At 59.1% G+C, this 16,305-nt stretch carries 19 protein-coding genes; 9 read left to right on the top strand and 10 right to left on the bottom strand.

Annotation, left to right across the window (positions count from 1 at the left end; genetic code table 11):
- Window positions 1–53 precede the first annotated feature (53 nt).
- Window positions 54–551: a PAAR domain-containing protein gene (locus V5E99_RS29550; RefSeq protein ID WP_499805994.1), complete on the bottom strand. Its 498-nt coding sequence runs from the start codon at window positions 549–551 to the stop codon at window positions 54–56.
- Window positions 552–1,265: 714 nt separating this feature from the next.
- Between V5E99_RS29550 and V5E99_RS29545 the strand changes: the two genes are divergently transcribed.
- The gene (locus tag V5E99_RS29545) at window positions 1,266–1,634 is read left to right on the top strand and encodes a DUF6124 family protein (RefSeq protein WP_499805993.1); all 369 of its coding nucleotides are present in this window, start codon (window positions 1,266–1,268) and stop codon (window positions 1,632–1,634) included.
- A 47-nt stretch (window positions 1,635–1,681) separates the two neighbouring features.
- Here the strand turns inward: V5E99_RS29545 and V5E99_RS29540 are convergent, their stop codons facing one another.
- The 5 genes from V5E99_RS29540 to V5E99_RS29520 form a co-directional block, all read right to left on the bottom strand.
- Window positions 1,682–3,088, bottom strand: a complete 1,407-nt coding sequence (locus V5E99_RS29540) for a heavy metal sensor histidine kinase (RefSeq protein ID WP_499805991.1) — start codon at window positions 3,086–3,088, stop codon at window positions 1,682–1,684.
- The gene (locus V5E99_RS29535; RefSeq protein WP_499805989.1) at window positions 3,085–3,756 is read right to left on the bottom strand and encodes a heavy metal response regulator transcription factor; all 672 of its coding nucleotides are present in this window, start codon (window positions 3,754–3,756) and stop codon (window positions 3,085–3,087) included. Before V5E99_RS29535 ends, V5E99_RS29540 begins: the two co-directional genes overlap by 4 nt.
- A gap of 101 nt (window positions 3,757–3,857) precedes the next feature.
- Window positions 3,858–4,115, bottom strand: coding sequence for a DUF2790 domain-containing protein (locus V5E99_RS29530; protein WP_499805988.1), 258 nt, complete (start codon window positions 4,113–4,115; stop codon window positions 3,858–3,860).
- Between the two features lie 130 nt (window positions 4,116–4,245).
- Window positions 4,246–5,016, bottom strand: coding sequence for an alpha/beta hydrolase (locus V5E99_RS29525; protein WP_499805986.1), 771 nt, complete (start codon window positions 5,014–5,016; stop codon window positions 4,246–4,248).
- Window positions 5,017–5,134: 118 nt separating this feature from the next.
- Window positions 5,135–5,845, bottom strand: coding sequence for an alpha/beta fold hydrolase (locus V5E99_RS29520; protein WP_499805985.1), 711 nt, complete (start codon window positions 5,843–5,845; stop codon window positions 5,135–5,137).
- 154 nt (window positions 5,846–5,999) lie between these two features.
- Here V5E99_RS29520 and V5E99_RS29515 point away from each other — a divergent pair, with 154 nt between their 5' ends.
- Window positions 6,000–6,455: a DUF2214 family protein gene (locus V5E99_RS29515; protein WP_499805983.1), complete on the top strand. Its 456-nt coding sequence runs from the start codon at window positions 6,000–6,002 to the stop codon at window positions 6,453–6,455.
- Between the two features lie 182 nt (window positions 6,456–6,637).
- Here V5E99_RS29515 and csrA read toward each other — a convergent pair whose 3' ends face one another.
- On the bottom strand, window positions 6,638–6,832 hold the full coding sequence (csrA, locus tag V5E99_RS29510; RefSeq protein WP_007938114.1) for a carbon storage regulator CsrA: 195 nt from the start codon (window positions 6,830–6,832) through the stop codon (window positions 6,638–6,640).
- Window positions 6,833–7,231: 399 nt separating this feature from the next.
- On the opposite strand from csrA, the gene V5E99_RS29505 reads away from it, so the two are divergent.
- A complete protein-coding gene (locus tag V5E99_RS29505; protein WP_499805981.1) occupies window positions 7,232–7,459 on the top strand; it encodes a hypothetical protein in 228 nt (75 codons plus the stop codon).
- Window positions 7,460–7,561: 102 nt separating this feature from the next.
- Entirely contained in the window at window positions 7,562–8,455 is an 894-nt protein-coding gene (locus V5E99_RS29500) for a siderophore-interacting protein (protein ID WP_499805979.1), read from the top strand.
- A 56-nt stretch (window positions 8,456–8,511) separates the two neighbouring features.
- Here V5E99_RS29500 and V5E99_RS29495 read toward each other — a convergent pair whose 3' ends face one another.
- The 3 genes from V5E99_RS29495 to V5E99_RS29485 all read right to left on the bottom strand — a co-directional run bounded on the left by V5E99_RS29495 (window position 8,512) and on the right by V5E99_RS29485 (window position 10,740).
- Complete coding sequence (locus tag V5E99_RS29495) at window positions 8,512–9,201, bottom strand: endonuclease (RefSeq protein WP_499805978.1); 690 nt, start codon at window positions 9,199–9,201, stop codon at window positions 8,512–8,514.
- A 4-nt stretch (window positions 9,202–9,205) separates the two neighbouring features.
- Window positions 9,206–9,445 (bottom strand): DUF1654 domain-containing protein, encoded by a 240-nt coding sequence (locus V5E99_RS29490; protein WP_499805977.1) that lies wholly within the window; start codon window positions 9,443–9,445, stop codon window positions 9,206–9,208.
- 206 nt (window positions 9,446–9,651) lie between these two features.
- Window positions 9,652–10,740, bottom strand: coding sequence for an asparaginase (locus V5E99_RS29485; RefSeq protein WP_499805975.1), 1,089 nt, complete (start codon window positions 10,738–10,740; stop codon window positions 9,652–9,654).
- Between the two features lie 346 nt (window positions 10,741–11,086).
- On the opposite strand from V5E99_RS29485, the gene V5E99_RS29480 reads away from it, so the two are divergent.
- From V5E99_RS29480 to V5E99_RS29460, 5 genes are all read left to right on the top strand, one after another.
- A complete protein-coding gene (locus tag V5E99_RS29480) occupies window positions 11,087–11,542 on the top strand; it encodes a hypothetical protein (RefSeq protein WP_499805974.1) in 456 nt (151 codons plus the stop codon).
- A 197-nt stretch (window positions 11,543–11,739) separates the two neighbouring features.
- On the top strand, window positions 11,740–12,693 hold the full coding sequence (locus V5E99_RS29475) for a sugar ABC transporter substrate-binding protein (protein WP_499805973.1): 954 nt from the start codon (window positions 11,740–11,742) through the stop codon (window positions 12,691–12,693).
- Between the two features lie 57 nt (window positions 12,694–12,750).
- Window positions 12,751–14,304, top strand: a complete 1,554-nt coding sequence (locus V5E99_RS29470; RefSeq protein WP_499805972.1) for a sugar ABC transporter ATP-binding protein — start codon at window positions 12,751–12,753, stop codon at window positions 14,302–14,304.
- Complete coding sequence (locus V5E99_RS29465) at window positions 14,301–15,278, top strand: ABC transporter permease (protein ID WP_499805971.1); 978 nt, start codon at window positions 14,301–14,303, stop codon at window positions 15,276–15,278. The genes V5E99_RS29470 and V5E99_RS29465 overlap by 4 nt, the downstream gene beginning before the upstream one ends.
- 3 nt (window positions 15,279–15,281) lie before the next feature.
- Window positions 15,282–16,301, top strand: a complete 1,020-nt coding sequence (locus V5E99_RS29460; RefSeq protein ID WP_499805969.1) for a LacI family DNA-binding transcriptional regulator — start codon at window positions 15,282–15,284, stop codon at window positions 16,299–16,301.
- Window positions 16,302–16,305 lie beyond the last annotated feature (4 nt).

Genomic DNA, 16,305 nt, shown 5'->3' with positions numbered 1-16,305 from the left:
CTAGGTCAGTCATGGTGTTCGTCCAAATGGATATTCATGTTTTCGGACATGCTTTAGTCTTCAAAAAACAATGTGACGCTTTCCGGTAAGTGCGAATTCACCGCATGGGTATAGCCCATCGCATCGCTGACGCCATGTTCGACGCTGCCGTCGGCGCGCCGGATGGCGTAGACGTGATCGGGCATGGGTTCGCCGGAGTCTTCGTCGACCAGTTGAAACTTGTCGCTGAAGTAAACAGGCATTGGCATCAGCCCACTAAACGGAGCTGTGACCACCGAGTCGCCGATGATGACTGTGCCTGACCCGCCGATGACCACGTTACCGTGGGCGCCGGTGCTGTCTAGCGTTGCCGCGTTCAGCCCGTTGATGAAAACCGTTGAGCTGACGCCGCCGGTGATGGGGCTGCCGCAGGCGGATTTGTCGGTCATGCGGGCGGCGGCGAGGCCATCGAAGTTTACGTTGGGGGAACCGCTGGCAATTGGATTTGTTCCGTGTCCCGGAAGTGGGCAGTTGGTGGGATCTGTTAATCGGGCAGCAGGTTTGCCACTCATGGGAAGTCCTTTTCGAGGTTCAAATGGGCGCTGGCAGCAAGCTATCCATGCAAGCAATATGAAATGTTGGGCGGTTTGGGGAGAGGCGTGGTGTGGAGCGCGCATTCGCAGGGTGAAGGCCCGTCCATGGGTGAAGAACGCATCAAATTTAACCGTCCGTGTAAATTCGCCTGCGGATAGTCCTACTAAGTAGAAGTCTTGGTCAACAATTGTTACAGATCTTAAGTTGACGGTTGGCGGTGCACAGGATCGGACGCTGTAGGCGGTGGATCGGCTATATGAAACCAAGCATCAAAGGCGCGGAAGTACTGCACCTTTCGCGACCCTCAGCACAAACCTTCTGACGCTTTATTGGTTTTTTGAGGCGTGTTTAATGGCGTGTTTAACGACACTCAGTGTTACGTCCTAAAGGCTACAAAACCTTGCGCCATTACCTACACGTGCGCCAGAATCCGCCGGCTTGTGCCTGTTGGACCTGGGCTCTATCGTTTACCTGCCACTGCTCATCAGTGGTCGGGTTTAGTAGCTCGGTTTCCTAGCAGGTGCATATGCACCTATCAATCAGGCGTTCATTGCCTGTACTTGATGGTGGCTGTGCGCAGGGCGCTCTCGGGCGCGCCGGATTGCTAGGTCCCCGGTCTACTAACCTGCAAACAGCCGCCACCCTTATGTTTAGTAGCTAAAGAGTTGCGGCCTCATTTGAGGACCTAGTTTATGTTCAAGGTAACGCCGAATCCCCCACACACCAATCCAGTACCCTACGACGCCTCTCTTGATCTTGACCCCAAGAAACTAAAAGCGGCAGCCGACCGCGCGCTCAATTTCTACCTCAACCCCGGGGCATTGAAAGAGCCGATACCGCCCCGCAAATCCGACAGCATCTTCACCATCGACCCAGCGGTGGATGACGAAACGTTGCTCGTCCATACCTATGAGTCGCTGGCGTCGGCCAGTGTCATGGCGAGCGAGATCGCTGGCTCAATGGACGGCCCGCAACGCGGCATGATGCTGATGCTGCAACGGGTGATTACGATGGGTGAGTTAGCGGTCAATCGGGTACTGGATAACCACAAGCCTGGGTAGTCGCCAGGCGCTGTAACGAGGGGGATTGCCCCTCGTTACAACTGTTTTCAGCGCCCCTCCAGAACCCGCCCCGGAAAGAACAATTCAAAACACGTCACCCCATTCTCACTGGTGACGCCGTACCTTCCGCTGTGCAACTGCATAATCGTCGCCACAATCGACAACCCCAAGCCATTCGATTGCGCCGACCGCTCCCGGGACTCATCCACCCGATAAAACCGGTCAAACAGTTTGGGCAGATGCTCCGGCGCAATGGTCGCGCCGTGGTTGCTGACCCGCAGGCTGATCCCTTCGGAAGAGGGCGTCGCACTCACCACCAATTCCGAATCCGGCGCGCCATATTTGATAGCGTTCGAACACAAATTGGCCAGCGCCCGGCGCAACAACATCGGTTCCGCCCAGATCACACCACTCCCATGAGCATTGATGCTGATCCCGGCATCCGCCGCCAATCCTTCAAAGTAATCCGCCATCCGTTCCATCTCATCCGCCGCGTCCAGTTCCTGGCGTTGGCGCAGGGCGCTGGCCGGGTCGGTGCGGGCCAGGAACAGCATGTTGTCGAGCATGCGCGCCAAGCGTTCGAGTTCTTCGACGTTGGAGGCGAGCAGTTGTTGGTAGGCTTCGACGCTACGGCTTTGCTGGAGGGCGACTTGGGTTTCGCCGAGCAGGTTGTTGATCGGGGTGCGCAGTTCGTGGGCCATGTCGGTGGAGACTTGGCCGAGTTGGACGAAGCCTTTGGCGAGGCGGTCGAGTACGCCGTTGAAGGCGTCGATCATCGGCAGCACTTCCAGCGGCGCGCCTTGGCTGTCGAGGCGTTCGGTGAGGTTGCCGACGCCGATGCCGTGGGCGTGTTTGGCCAGGTGCCGCAAGGGCAGCAACCCGCGATAAAGCAGCAAATAGCCGCAGAGCGCGAGCAACAGCGCGGCGACGCCGGCGAGGAAGTAAACGCGTAACCGGTAGTTGGCCAGTACGCTGGTGCGCTCGGTCATCAGTCGGCCGGCCACCACTTGCAGGCTGCCGAGATCGCCCGAGTCGATGGTCGCCGCCAGCGCCGCGAACGGCACGCCATCCACTCCGGAGAAGTGCTGTACGTCGGCCAGGACCAGCGGATGGTCCATGGTCACCGGCGCCAGGTTCGGCAAGTCGAGGTTGCCGGGGTTGACCACCAGCAGCGGTTTTTTTCCGGCGGTGCCAATCATCAGCACCGACTCCCGGTTGCCGAGCATGTTCTGGAACAGCGCCGGTTTGCTCTTGATCAGGTCCAGGGTGTTGCTGTCATTGAGGAAGGTGCGCAGTTGATCGACGCGGGTGACCAGCGCGGCATCGTCCCGGCGGATCAACTCGCGCTCCAGTTCGCGGTACAAACACACGCCCAGGGTGATCACGGAGGCAAACGCCAGCAAGGCAAACAGCAACGCCAGGCGCAGGGTCAGGGAGTGCGCGCGACGAGTCATGGCTGCGTATCAAAGCGGTAGCCGATGCCACGCACGCTGTGGATCAACTTGAGCTGGAACGGGTCGTCGACTTTAAGGCGCAAGCGGCGCACGGCGACGTCCACCACATTGGTGTCGCTGTCGAAATTCATGTCCCACACCCGCGAGGCAATCAGCGAGCGCGACAGCACTTGGTCCTGATGCGTGGCGAACAGGTGCAGCAAGGCGAATTCTTTGTTGGTCAGGGTAATCCGCACGCCGGCGCGGGTGACACGGCGTTTGAGCACATCGATTTGCAGGTCGGCCACTTGCAGCTGTTCTTCTTCCCGGGACGGACCGCGACGGGTCAGGGTGCGCAGGCGCGCCACCAGTTCGGCGAAGGAGAACGGCTTGATCAGGTAATCGTCGGCGCCCAATTCGAGGCCTTTGATGCGGTCGGCGATGTCGTCCCGGGCGCTGAGGAACAGCACCGGCGTATCGGCTTCCTTGCGCAGGCGCCGCAGCACTTCCCAGCCGTCCATTTTCGGCATCATCACGTCGAGCACGATGACGTCGAACGAGGTTTCCAGGGCCAGGTGCAAGCCGTCCACGCCATTGCGCGCCAGGCTGACCGAGTAACCGAGTTCCTGCAGGCCGTTGAGCAGGTAGTTGCCTGCCTTGGGCTCATCTTCAACGACAAGGATGTTCATGGGCGGTTTCCGTAAAAAATCATTGCGCCGTGGAGGCCGTGAGCCAGTGTAGCCCGATCATCTGCGCCTGACGCGGGCCACACGTTGAAGGCGACGCACAATCAATTGTCACTGGTGCAACCGGAGCCTTCGACCTGGTAATCCAGCACGTGCTCCTGGCCCTGGTGGTCGAGGTAATCGAGCCGCGCGGGAATGATGCCGCACTGTTGCGAGATGTCAGTGCTGGACAGGACTTTAGCGACGTCCATGTGCACGAAGAAACCGGTTTTGTCATGAATCACCGGGCCCTGTGGCTGGGTGTCGGCAAATGCCGAACCGGTGGCGAGGAGGGCGGCGAAACCGAGGATTAGCATTTTCATGGGGTGTCTCTCTCTAAAGTTTGAATCGGTGGCTGCCAGTTGGCTGGGCAGTGAGCTCAGGTTACTGAGGTGATCCGGACAGCCGACCAACAGTTGAATGACAAAGTTGTAATGAAAATCGGCGGGGGGATTACGGCTGGCGGCCGGAGGCTTCGAGGATCAGGTCGGCGATTTCTTTCGAGTGCGAGACCAGCGACAAGTGGCTCGACGGCAGCTCGATGGTGGTCGCGCCCATGCGTTTGGCGAGGAAGCGTTCCAGGTCCGGGTTGATGGTCTGGTCGAGGCTGGAGACCGCGTACCACGATGGCTTGGTGTGCCAGGCAGCGGCGGTGGTGCGTTCGCCGAACAGGGTTTTGGCGATCGGTTGCTGTACGGCGAACAGGGCCAGGGCTTTGTCGTGGGGGACATCGCCGGCGAAGTATTTGAGGAAGGCGTCCTGCTTCAGCGTGACGTAACCGTCGTGTTCCTCGGTGCCGGCGCGTACTGGCATGGTCGGGTATTTGCCGGACAGTGCGACGAAATCTTCGCCGGCATCCGGGGCCCGGGCGGCAACGTAGACCAGGGCGCTGACCTTCGGATCAACCCCGGCTTCGCTGACCACGGTACCGGCGTAGGAATGGCCGACCAGCACGGTAGGACCGTTTTGTTGATCGAGGACGCGTTGGGTGGCGGCCACGTCGTTGGCGACGGAGGTCAGTGGGTTTTGCACCGCCGTGACGTGCAACCCGGCAGCCTGCAACCGGGTAATGACGTCGGACCAACTCGAACCATCGGCCCAGGAACCGTGCACCAGCACGACGTTGTTGGCTTTCACCGGCGCAATGTTGCCGGCCATGGCGGTGCCGGTGCCGAGCATCAACAGGCTGGCGGCGATCAGGCAGAGTTTGTTGATTGGCTTCATGGTGTCGACCCTTGTCATCAGTGGGAGGCGAGTCACCCAGGCTGGGTGACTGACGACGCCACCTTACGAATCGAAGGTGCGGTCCAGGCTGACAACTCCATGACAAAGTTGTAATGCGTTATGGGGTGTTGGTGGCTCGTAAAAACTCAAGGACGCGGCGGGCGGCTTCATCGGGTGCGGCCTGGAGCAGACAGTGCGGGGCTTTTATGTCGGTCATCTGTACCTGCGGGTTCAACAGGGTGATCCGCATCGACGCTGCGTTTGGCACCACGCGATCATCGGTGGCACGCAGGTAAACCGTCGGCAGATTGATTTGGGCGAGCTGCGCCGATACATCAACATTGAGCACCGACCGAAGTCGCGCGCGCATCACCGAAGGGCTGACCTGGTTGATTGCTCGAGTCAGCGATGTTCGTAATACGGCGGTAGAAAATCGACCGAGCAGCCATGGGCTGAGCCATCCGGCGGGCACGAGGCCTAATGGCAAGAGGTTGACCAGAAAGCTCAAGCGGCGGAATAACGGGCGCGGATTGTTGGCAAAGGTGCAACAAAGCACCAGGCCGACCTGTTGCGGCAAACCCAAGGATGTCAGGGCGAGGGCGATTGGGCCCGAGAAGGATTCGCCGAGTAATACGAACGGTCGGTCGGTGGGCAGGGACTGTCGGGCGAGGGTTTCCAGTTCCGCATAACTCAACGGGAGATCGCTGGGGTAAGTCACGATAATGGTGTCGCACCCGTTGCCGAGCGCTGAGATGAAAGGCGTGAACAGTTCGCCTGTTCCATCCATTCCCGGCAGCAGCACAAGCGTGGGCAGTGTTGATTGGTTCATGTGTTCCTTCCTTGGCAGGCGCCATTCTGGCTTATTTGACGCCCGTCACGCTTCGAAAAATTGTCCGCGACCTGTTGGCACCCGACCGGCAGATCGGCAGGTTTTGGACTACTACTGACAATCGCGTTTCCATTCCTTTGTCAGGAGCATTCCTATGCTGTCTCACTGGTTTCTTGCGGCGATCCATCTCTTGGCTATGGCCTTGGGCCTTTGGGCTGTGCTCACTCGGGGAACGGCGTTCAACCGTCTGGCAGCGGGTACGGTGCCGGTTCGTAGTGTGCTGGTCGCCGATAACGTGTGGGGTATTTGTGCGGGGATTTTGCTGATCACCGGTCTGATGCGGGCCTTCGGCGGGTACGAAAAAGGCACCGACTATTACCTTCACCAGCCACTGTTCCACCTCAAGATGACGCTGTTCGTGATCATCCTGCTGCTGGAGCTGGCGCCGATGATCACCTTGATCAAGTGGCGGATCGCGTTGGGCAAGGGCGCTTCAATTGAGCAAGGCCGGGCGAAGCTGTTTGCACGAATCAGCCATATCGAAGCGCTGTTGTTGATGTTGATGGTGATCGCGGCCACCGGCATGGCGCGCGGGGTGACCTTCGGCTGACAACGGCATGATTCGTCGGGATTAAAGCGAATAGTCTGACAGCCACGGCGTGGCCGAGGCCGGTAGTATCGGCTTCATGGATCAGGGAGGGGAGGAGGCGAGTGCTCAGCGAATGCCGAGCATGAATCTTTAGCCAGCCATTGCAGTGAAGCGAACGGGCTGGCTACTGACTGCAACAGGATTCAGGGAGTTTGTGGCTTGTCTGGGGCGGTCAGGCCGGCCTGAATACGCTGATAGATCTCTTCGCGATGCACGGCAACGTCCTTTGGAGCATTGATGCCGATCCTGACTTGCTGGCCGCTAACGCCCAGGATGGTGATAGTGATGTCATCACCGATGTTTATGCTTTCACCGACTTTGCGGGTGAGTATCAGCATGGTCTTCTCCTTGATTGCTTTGTAGGGCACCTGATTCAGACAGTGCAGAGGTCGGTGTAGTTATAGATTAGTGCGAAGTCTCACGGTTTGGGTGCCTCTTTCTGACGCGCAGATGCTGCATTAATTCCCAAGGCGTAACTATACAGAGGCCGCATCCATGATTCTCGTTGTTTTAAGCCCATTTTGCGGCACTCGGGAAGTATTCATGAATGTTAAAATCCGCGCTTTCAGCATTCAGAGGGAAACGTTGTGCACAAAATGGCCTTGGTAATCGCAGTACTGGCGTTGGCGGGATGTGGTGAGGGCAAGCAGGCGAGCGCTCAAAAGAGCCCATCCGCGCCCGTTTCCGCATCGGCTACGGCACCTGCTCAGGCAGTGGGCCCGCAATGGGATCTTGAGGTGCGTGGCGAAACAACCCAGGCCGTCAGCGACCTGAGCGGGTGGCTGATTGAGCATAGCTTCGTTTCCAACGTAGTCAGGGAAAACGGCAAGGACCGGATTCTGCTCGGGCCGTTCAGCTCCAAAGCCGAGGCCGAGGCCCGGCAAGCCGATTTGAATGCAGCGCTGACCAGGGCGAAAAAGATGAACATCGAATCGCTGATTATCGAGCGTCCGGCGGCTCAATAATCGCGCATTGATTCAGGCGCCGTTCAGCGGGGAATCCTAAAGGACATCCACCGTGACTCGTATTGATACGTAGTCACTGTCGATTCCCAGAAGGAGCTCCCCATGGCCTCCGCCAATCCTTACAAAATCTTCGATGCGGTGTTGAAGCGCAAACAGACCCTGAGTCCGCACATGATGCGTGTCACCCTGGCCGGGCCGATGGTCACCGACATGGCCACCTGGGCGCCGGACCAACGTGTGAAGCTGTTCTTCCCGGCAGAAGACGGGTCGCCAGCCAGGCTGGCCCATGACGATGGTTGGTACGCCCGCTACCGTTCAATGCCGTTGGCCCAGCGCCCGGCGATGCGTACCTACACCATCCGCCATTTGCGCGCCGAACAGGGCGAAGTGGACATCGACTTTGTACTGCACGGTGAAACCGGTCCGGCGTCCCGCTGGGCGATTCGTGCGGCGCCGGGCGCCTCGATCCAGATCACCGCGCCGGATCGTCATTTTTCCGCGCAGGATGCGGGCGGTTTTGAGTGGAAGCCACCGCAAACCCTCAAACAACTATTGCTGGTCGCGGACGGTACCGCATTGCCGGCGGCGCTCGGGATTCTGGATGAGCTGGCCGCCCTGGCCGAACCGCCGGTAACCCAGGCCTTTTTCGAAGTCGACAGCCGGGACGATGCGTTGCCGGTGCCTGACTGGCCGGGGTTGTCGGTGGAATGGTTGATTCGGGATCACGCCGACGCAGGTTCACTGATGGTTGAAGCGGTGCGACGGGCGAGCCTGCCGTCTTACGCATCCGTCGCGGTGGAACTGGCGCAAATCGATGTTGACGAAGAGATCCTCTGGGAAACTGCCGAGTCGGGCAGTGATGGTTTCTACGGCTGGATCGCCGGGGAAACGGTCGCGGTGATGAGCCTGCGCAAGTACCTGATCAAGGAGCGCGGCATTCCTCGGGAGTCGCTCAACCTGATGGGTTACTGGCGCTATAACAAAGTCGGCGGTTAGCCACGAAAAAGGCCTCGGATTTTCATGCCCGAGGCCTTCGTGTTTTCAGCGTTTGATCAACCGCAGGCTTTCATGTCCACCGGGCCGACAAACTCGTTGCCGCGTCCCATCACACACGCCACGCTCTGATTGCGCTGGCGCTCCCAGGTTTGCACCGGGTAGGTCTTGTTCCAGGCCTCGTAGAGCTGGCGATCCTGTTTGGACAGCTTCAAGCCATATTGCTTGCTCATGTAGAAATACGTCCGGGCGATCATGCCGCGAATCGAAGGGCGGGGCATGACCTTCTTCGCCTTGAAATCGACTTGGGTCAGGCACGAACCGTATTGCCCCGATTGCACTGGGAGCCAGCCAAAACTGAAATTGCTGCGGTCGCCATTCACTTCACCAATGCTCGGCACCAGGTTGTGCAGGTCGGCCTCGGCTTTCTGATAAGTCGGATCGTAACGGGTGCAGTTCTTGCGTCCGCCAGACTGCCAGCATTGGCGCTGATGCCCGATCTGCCAGGCCGGCACGATGTGTTCCCACTCGATGCGCGAGGCGCGCTTGGCGCTTTTGCGCGGCACATAACCACAGGCGGCGAGGTCGACCTTGTTGCCGGTGTATTTGCAGCCGCAATAAAACTCGGTGGACTGCGGTGCGTAGAGCTTCCAGGCGACTTTCTTGGCTTCGTTGAAGGTACGAGGCGCGCCCGCCTGGGCGCCCATGGCGATGAACAGAAACAGTAACGCAAAACAGCGGACACTCATTGACTCAATCTTCCTTCGGCACAACCCAGAAAATCTGTACGCCGCCATCGTCGCGATAGGCGAGGGTGACGTTATCGTTTTCGTCGATTTCTTCGAGCAACTGTTCCCACTCATCCACCGGCTCATCGGGCAGGCGGAAGATCAAGGCGGCTTTGGATTTTTGGGCGCTTTGGGAGTTGATGATTTTCTGGACGCGAATGCCCATGCGTTGATAGGCGTCAGGAGATGCAGAGGTGGTGACCACGGGATTATCCTTATTAAGCTGTACGTGCATACAGTATTTAACTGTAAGCATTTTCGCAACTGCTTAAAATTCAAGAAAATCCTCTGACAGCGGTTTTTTCCGTTTGGTGTAAGACGGTCGGGATTATTTTGTAGGACGAGAACCACCCGCCAAAACGGCGAGTGGAGTAAGCGGTGCCCGACCGGAGCCGGTCGGGCGAGGGCCGATCAGTATTCCCAGAACATCCGTTGCAGCTCTTTGCTGTCGTTGGTCTTGGTCAGCGCGACCATGGCCAGGATGCGTGCTTTCTGTGGGTTCAGGTCATGCGCCACCACCCAGTCGTACTTGTCGTCAGGCTGTTCGGCGTTGCGCAGGACAAAACCGCCGGCATTGACGTGGGACGAGCGAATGATCTGCACGCCGTCCTTGCGCAGGGCTTGCAGGGTTGGCACGACGCGCGCGGACACCGAACCGTTGCCGGTGCCGGCGTGGATGATCGCTTTGGCACCCGATTGCGCCAGGGCTTTGTAGGCGGTGTCGCTGACGTTGCCGTAGGAGTAGGCGATTTCTACGTCAGGCAGGCTCTTGATGGTTTTGATATCGAATTCCGAGTCCATGGTGTGGCGCTTGGCCGGCAGACGGAACCAGTAGGATTTGCCTTCAACGACCATGCCCAGCGGACCCCAGGCACTTTTGAAGGCCTCGGTCTTGATGTTAATCATTTTGCTGACGTCGCGACCGGACTGGATTTCATCGTTCATGGTCACCAGCACGCCTTTGCCCCGTGCCTCTTTGCTGCTGGCCACGGCCACGGCGTTGTACAGGTTGAGCATGCCGTCCGCCGACATCGCGGTGCCCGGACGCATGGAGCCGACCACGATGATTGGCTTGTCGGTTTTTTCCACCAGGTTCAGGAAGTAGGCGGTTTCTTCCAGGGTGTCGGTGCCGTGGGTGATGACGATGCCATCGACGTCTTTGCTGTCGGCCAGTTCCGCCACACGACGACCCAGTTGCAGCAGGTTGTCGTTGGTGATGCTTTCGGAGGCGATCTGCATGACCTGTTCGCCACGCACGTTAGCCAGTTGGCTGAGTTCCGGAACGCCGGCGATCAGTTGTTCGATACCGACCTTGGCCGCTTGATAAGTGGCGCTGTTGGCGGCGCTGGCACCGGCGCCGGCAATGGTGCCGCCGGTGGCCAGGATCACCACGTTCGCCAGTTTCTGTTGGGTCTGGACTTCTTTCGCCTGAAGGGCGGTTGGCAGGAGCAGCAGGAGGGCCAAAGCGCCCGGAATAAAAGTGTTGAAAGCAGATTTCATTATTTTCTCTCTAGTAGTGACGGTGCTGATGCAGGTTCATCTAGATACGCCCCCGGCAGATCTGAACGCCTGGGGTGCAGGAGAGGGAGCAGGATTTGTACCAGCCCGACTTTGAATGAGAAAAACTTTTAACTTGATGATTTTTATAAATATTTTCTTATTGCGTTGGCGTGATTAAACGTTCTGTTGTCCGGGTTTCCGAATATGTGGAGTGTTCGCGTTCGGCTCTCCGAAAAGGACTACGGGCTCTGTCGAGTTAGTCGCCTTGCCGGATGGCAAAACCGTGCTAAAGAAACCCGGGGGCAGGTCGATGACCCATGAAAGGATTTTTCTTTCAGGAGTTCACATGTCGTTATCAGTTGGTCTTCCCAATGCCGCCGGCGTCACTATCGGGGGCAAGTCCGCGGCAACGATCCGGGCGTTGAGCGACGCCACGGCGGAGGCTGCGGACAAGGCGCTGGGTACGAAAAAAGACGATGGCAAGGTAGTCAAGACGGGCCCTGTGGGTCTGGACAAAAGCTCGGATACGCAAACCGAAGCGCCCGATAACCAAAGCGTTGCGGTGAAAGCGCTGCTCAAGCGGATGCAAGAGTTGCAGCAGCAATTGCGCGAGCAACAGCAACAAATGGCCGCAGCCCAGGCGGCGTCCTATCCGACACCGGAAGCCAAGGCCACCGCCGTCATGGCGATTCAGGGGCAGATAGCCGAAACCAATGGCGCGTTGCTGGAAGTGGCCGCCGCCCTGATCAAGGAATTGACCAAGGGCTCCGGTAGCGGGTCAGTGGTGGACACCACGGCGTGATATAAACGCAAGGCTTTTACCGGCCAGTTCAAAAAAATGGTCGATTCTGCTCGTTGACAAATCCCGGCAGGGTTCGCATAGTTCGGTCTACGCAAACGTTTGCGCGGCATTGCCGATGGCCTATCCATCGACGAACGCCACGAAGCCTGCGCCAGCGCAAGCGTTGCTCACAATAATCATAAGATCGGAGTGAACCCATGAAGCTGCCATTCGCTGGACGTCTTCTCGCTGTCGCTATGCTGGCTGCCGCATCCGCCGCTTTGCCCCTCTCTTCGGCTTTCGCCGACACTGAAAAACCTAAAGTCGCGCTGGTCATGAAATCCCTGGCCAACGAATTCTTCCTGACCATGGAAGACGGCGCCAAGGCCTATCAGAAAGACCATTCCGCCGATTTCGACCTGATCTCCAACGGCATCAAGGACGAAACGGACACCGCTGGCCAAACCCGCATCGTCGAGCAAATGATCCTCGCCAAGGTCAATGCCCTGGTTATCGCGCCGGCTGACTCCAAAGCCATGGTGCCGGTGATCAAGAAAGCCATCGATGCCGGTATTACCGTGATCAACATCGACAACCAGCTCGACCCGGCCGTGGTCAAAAGCAAGAACATCACCGTACCGTTCGTGGGCCCGGACAACCGCAAAGGCGCGCGTCTGGTGGGTGAGTACCTGGCCAAGCAACTGAAGGCCGGTGACGAAGTCGGCATCATCGAAGGCGTGTCCACCACCACCAACGCCCAGGCTCGCACCGCAGGCTTCAAGGATGCGATGGAAGCGGCGCAGATCAAGGTTGTTTCCCTGCAATCCGGCGACTGGGAAATCGACAAAGGCAACAAGGTTGCTGCATCGATCCTGAGTGAGTACCCGGACGTCAAAGCCCTGCTGGCCGGTAACGACAGCATGGCCGTCGGTGCCGTTTCCGCCGTTCGCGCTGCAGGCAAGGCTGGCAAAGTGCAAGTGGTCGGTTACGACAACATCAATGCCATCAAGCCGATGCTCAAGGATGGTCGTGTGCTGGCCACCGCCGACCAGTTTGCCGCCAAGCAGGCCGTGTTCGGCATCGAGACTGCGCTGAAAATCGTCAAGGGCGAAAAAGTCGACAGCGGTACCAACGGCGTGATCGAAACTCCTGTCGAGCTGGTTACCAAGTAGTCCTTCTGGCGACACAACGGTGCTCGCCCGTCCGGGCGAGCGCATGGAGAGTTTTTTATGTCAGTTTCCGCCCCGAACGCTGTCCTCTCGGTCAGCGGTATCGGTAAGACTTATGCCCAACCGGTCCTGACCGGCATCGACCTGACGCTGATGCGCGGCGAAGTGCTCGCGCTGACCGGCGAGAACGGCGCCGGCAAAAGCACCCTGTCGAAGATCATCGGCGGTCTGGTCACGCCGACCACCGGCCAGATGCAATTCCAGGGGCAGGATTACCGCCCCAGCAGCCGGACCCAGGCCGAAGACCTGGGTATCCGCATGGTCATGCAAGAACTCAATCTGTTGCCCACGCTGTCGGTGGCGGAAAACCTGTTTCTCGACAATCTGCCGAGCAACGGTGGCTGGATCAGTCGCAAGCAATTGCGTAAAGCGGCGATCGAAGCCATGGCCCAGGTCGGACTCGACGCCATCGACCCGGACACCCTGGTCGGCGAGTTGGGCATCGGTCACCAGCAAATGGTCGAGATCGCCCGCAACCTGATCGGCGACTGCCATGTGCTGATCCTCGACGAACCGACCGCGATGCTGACGGCCCGTGAAGTCGAGATGCTGTTTGAGCAGATCACGCGTCTGCAAGCCCGTGGCGTGTCGATCATCTACATTTCCCATCGCCTCGAAGAACTGGCGCGGGTGGCCCAGCGCATTGCTGTGCTGCGCGATGGCAACCTGGTCTGCGTCGAGCCGATGGCCAATTACAACAGCGAGCAACTGGTCACGCTGATGGTTGGTCGCGAGCTGGGCGAACACATGGACATGGGCCCGCGCAACATCGGCGCACCGGCCTTGACGGTTAAAGGGCTGACCCGTTCCGACAAGGTTCGCGACGTGTCGTTCGAAGTGCGAGCCGGTGAGATCTACGGGATTTCCGGGCTGATCGGGGCAGGGCGTACCGAGTTGCTGCGCCTGATCTTCGGTGCCGACATTGCCGACAGCGGCACGGTCGCGCTGGGTTCGCCGGCCAAGGTCGTGAGCATTCGTTCGCCGGCTGACGCGGTGGGTCATGGCATCGCCCTGATCACCGAGGATCGCAAGGGCGAAGGCCTGCTGTTGACCCAATCAATCAGCGCCAACATTGCCTTGGGCAACATGCCGGTGATTTCCAGCGCGGGCCTCGTCAATAACGGTGACGAGATGGCGCTGGCCAAGCGTCAGATCGACGCGATGCGCATCCGCAGTTCCAGCCCGACGCAACTGGTGTCGGAATTGTCCGGCGGCAATCAACAGAAAGTCGTGATCGGCCGTTGGCTGGAACGCGATTGTTCGGTGATGTTGTTTGACGAGCCAACCCGAGGTATCGACGTCGGCGCCAAGTTCGACATCTATGCACTGCTCGGCGAGTTGACTCGCCAGGGCAAGGCGCTGGTGGTGGTGTCCAGTGACTTGCGTGAACTGATGCTGATCTGCGACCGGATCGGCGTGCTGTCGGCGGGGCGTCTGATCGACACGTTCGAGCGCGATAGCTGGACCCAGGATGACTTGCTTGCCGCCGCTTTTGCCGGCTACCAAAAACGTGATGCGTTGCTCAACGAAGCAGCGCCTAGGGATCTTCCATGAAAACTGCAACGTCTGCCGGTAAACGTAGTGGCAATTTTTACGGCCTCGGCACCTATCTGGGCCTGGCCGGTGCCTTGCTGGCGATGGTCGCGCTGTTCTCGGTGCTGAGCAGCCATTTTCTGTCGTATGACACCTTCAGTACCCTGGCCAACCAGATCCCCGACTTGATGGTGCTGGCGGTTGGCATGACCTTCGTGCTGATCATCGGTGGCATCGACCTGTCGGTGGGCTCGGTGTTGGCCTTGGCGGCCTCAACGGTCAGCGTGGCGATTCTCGGCTGGGGCTGGGGTGTTTTGCCAGCGGCATTATTGGGTATGGCCGTGGCGGCACTGGCCGGGACCATCACCGGTTCGATCACCGTGGCCTGGCGGATTCCATCGTTCATCGTGTCCCTTGGCGTGCTGGAAATGGCGCGGGGTGTGGCCTATCAGATGACCGGTTCGCGCACGGCCTATATCGGTGACGCCTTCGCCTGGCTGTCCAACCCGATTGCCTTCGGCATCTCGCCTTCGTTCATCATTGCCTTCGTGATCATCATCGTCGCCCAGGCCGTGTTGACGCGTACGGTGTTCGGTCGTTACCTGATCGGCATCGGCACCAACGAAGAGGCCGTGCGCCTGGCCGGGATCAATCCAAAACCCTACAAAATTCTGGTGTTCAGCCTGATGGGCTTGCTGGCCGGCATTGCGGCGTTGTTTCAGATTTCCCGTCTGGAAGCAGCGGACCCGAACGCCGGTTCCGGCCTGGAACTGCAAGTGATCGCCGCCGTGGTGATCGGTGGCACCAGCCTGATGGGTGGCCGTGGTTCGGTCATCAGTACGTTCTTCGGAGTGTTGATCATTTCCGTATTGGCGGCCGGTCTGGCGCAGATCGGTGCGACTGAGCCGACCAAACGCATCATTACCGGCGCGGTTATCGTGGTGGCGGTGGTGCTGGATACTTATCGCAGTCAGCGCGCAAGCCGGCGGACCTGATTCATGGCAACGATCAAGGATGTGGCGGCACTTGCAGGAATTTCCTACACCACGGTGTCCCACGTGGTGAACAAGACGCGGCCGGTCAGTGAAGAAGTGCGGGTTAAGGTCGAGGCGGCCATCAAGCGCCTCGACTATGTACCTAGCGCTGTCGCCCGTTCGTTGAAAGCGAAAACCACAGCGACCATCGGTTTGCTGGTGCCCAACAGCCTCAACCCGTACTTCGCCGAACTGGCCCGGGGCATCGAGGATTACTGCGAGCGTAACGGCTACTGCGTGATCCTCTGCAACTCCGACGACAACCCGGACAAGCAGCGCAGCTATCTAAGGGTGTTGCTGGAAAAACGCATTGACGGCTTGATTGTCGCCTCGGCCGGCGGCGATGCCGGGCTTGCCGAAGGCCTGGCCGGCGTGCGTACGCCAATGGTGATTGTCGACCGAGGCCTGGAAGGCGTGAATGCCGATCTGGTGCGCATCGATCACGAATACGGCGCTTATCTGGCAACCCGGCATTTGCTGGAATTGGGCCATCGGGACATCGCCAGCATTGGCGGGCCGGCGGGGACCAGCGTGGCGCAAATGCGTCTGGCCGGTTACTGCCGAGCGTTGAAAGAGGCGGGCGTCGAAGTGCCCCGTGAACGCATGCTGGAAAGCGACTTCACCAGCACCGGCGGTTACAGTGCCGCCGCGATCCTGCTGGAAAAGAACCCGCCCAGCGCGATTTTTGCCGGTAACGACATGATTGGCATTGGTGTGCTGCGAGCAGCCGCCGAGCGCAATATTCGAGTGCCCACCGAGCTGTCGGTGATCGGCTTCGACGATATTCAGATGAGCCGTTATGTCTTCCCGGCGCTGACCACCGTGGGGCAGTCGATTCTGCAGCTCGGTGAGATGGCTGCCGAGGTGCTGTTGCGTAGGATTGCCACACCGGATTTGGCCACCGATCAACGGATCGTGACCCCCAGTATTGTCTTGCGAGAGTCGACTGCACCGCTGGCCGGTGTTTTTGCTGAATATCGTTAAACCG

Origin of the sequence: Janthinobacterium sp. LPB2021202312-11-4 (genome assembly GCF_037049705.1) — a bacterium.
In the GTDB taxonomy this organism is placed as follows: Bacteria; Pseudomonadota; Gammaproteobacteria; order Pseudomonadales; family Pseudomonadaceae; genus Aquipseudomonas.
This window is presented reverse-complemented; position numbering and strand designations above follow the sequence as displayed.

Excerpts from the sequence above, each read along its gene's own strand:
- V5E99_RS29545 (WP_499805993.1), top strand. The coding sequence starts at position 1,266 with ATGTTCAAGGTAACGCCGAATCCCCCACACACCAATCCAGTACCCTAC.
- V5E99_RS29500 (WP_499805979.1), top strand. The coding sequence starts at position 7,562 with ATGGCCTCCGCCAATCCTTACAAAATCTTCGATGCGGTGTTGAAGCGC.
- V5E99_RS29540 (WP_499805991.1), bottom strand. The coding sequence starts at position 3,088 with ATGACTCGTCGCGCGCACTCCCTGACCCTGCGCCTGGCGTTGCTGTTT.
- V5E99_RS29520 (WP_499805985.1), bottom strand. The coding sequence starts at position 5,845 with ATGAACCAATCAACACTGCCCACGCTTGTGCTGCTGCCGGGAATGGAT.
- V5E99_RS29530 (WP_499805988.1), bottom strand. The coding sequence starts at position 4,115 with ATGAAAATGCTAATCCTCGGTTTCGCCGCCCTCCTCGCCACCGGTTCG.
- V5E99_RS29485 (WP_499805975.1), bottom strand. The coding sequence starts at position 10,740 with ATGAAATCTGCTTTCAACACTTTTATTCCGGGCGCTTTGGCCCTCCTG.
- V5E99_RS29480 (WP_499805974.1), top strand. The coding sequence starts at position 11,087 with ATGTCGTTATCAGTTGGTCTTCCCAATGCCGCCGGCGTCACTATCGGG.
- V5E99_RS29550 (WP_499805994.1), bottom strand. The coding sequence starts at position 551 with ATGAGTGGCAAACCTGCTGCCCGATTAACAGATCCCACCAACTGCCCA.
- V5E99_RS29465 (WP_499805971.1), top strand. The coding sequence starts at position 14,301 with ATGAAAACTGCAACGTCTGCCGGTAAACGTAGTGGCAATTTTTACGGC.
- V5E99_RS29470 (WP_499805972.1), top strand. The coding sequence starts at position 12,751 with ATGTCAGTTTCCGCCCCGAACGCTGTCCTCTCGGTCAGCGGTATCGGT.
- V5E99_RS29495 (WP_499805978.1), bottom strand. The coding sequence starts at position 9,201 with ATGAGTGTCCGCTGTTTTGCGTTACTGTTTCTGTTCATCGCCATGGGC.
- V5E99_RS29475 (WP_499805973.1), top strand. The coding sequence starts at position 11,740 with ATGAAGCTGCCATTCGCTGGACGTCTTCTCGCTGTCGCTATGCTGGCT.
- V5E99_RS29535 (WP_499805989.1), bottom strand. The coding sequence starts at position 3,756 with ATGAACATCCTTGTCGTTGAAGATGAGCCCAAGGCAGGCAACTACCTG.
- V5E99_RS29460 (WP_499805969.1), top strand. The coding sequence starts at position 15,282 with ATGGCAACGATCAAGGATGTGGCGGCACTTGCAGGAATTTCCTACACC.
- csrA (WP_007938114.1), bottom strand. The coding sequence starts at position 6,832 with ATGCTGATACTCACCCGCAAAGTCGGTGAAAGCATAAACATCGGTGAT.
- V5E99_RS29525 (WP_499805986.1), bottom strand. The coding sequence starts at position 5,016 with ATGAAGCCAATCAACAAACTCTGCCTGATCGCCGCCAGCCTGTTGATG.
- V5E99_RS29515 (WP_499805983.1), top strand. The coding sequence starts at position 6,000 with ATGCTGTCTCACTGGTTTCTTGCGGCGATCCATCTCTTGGCTATGGCC.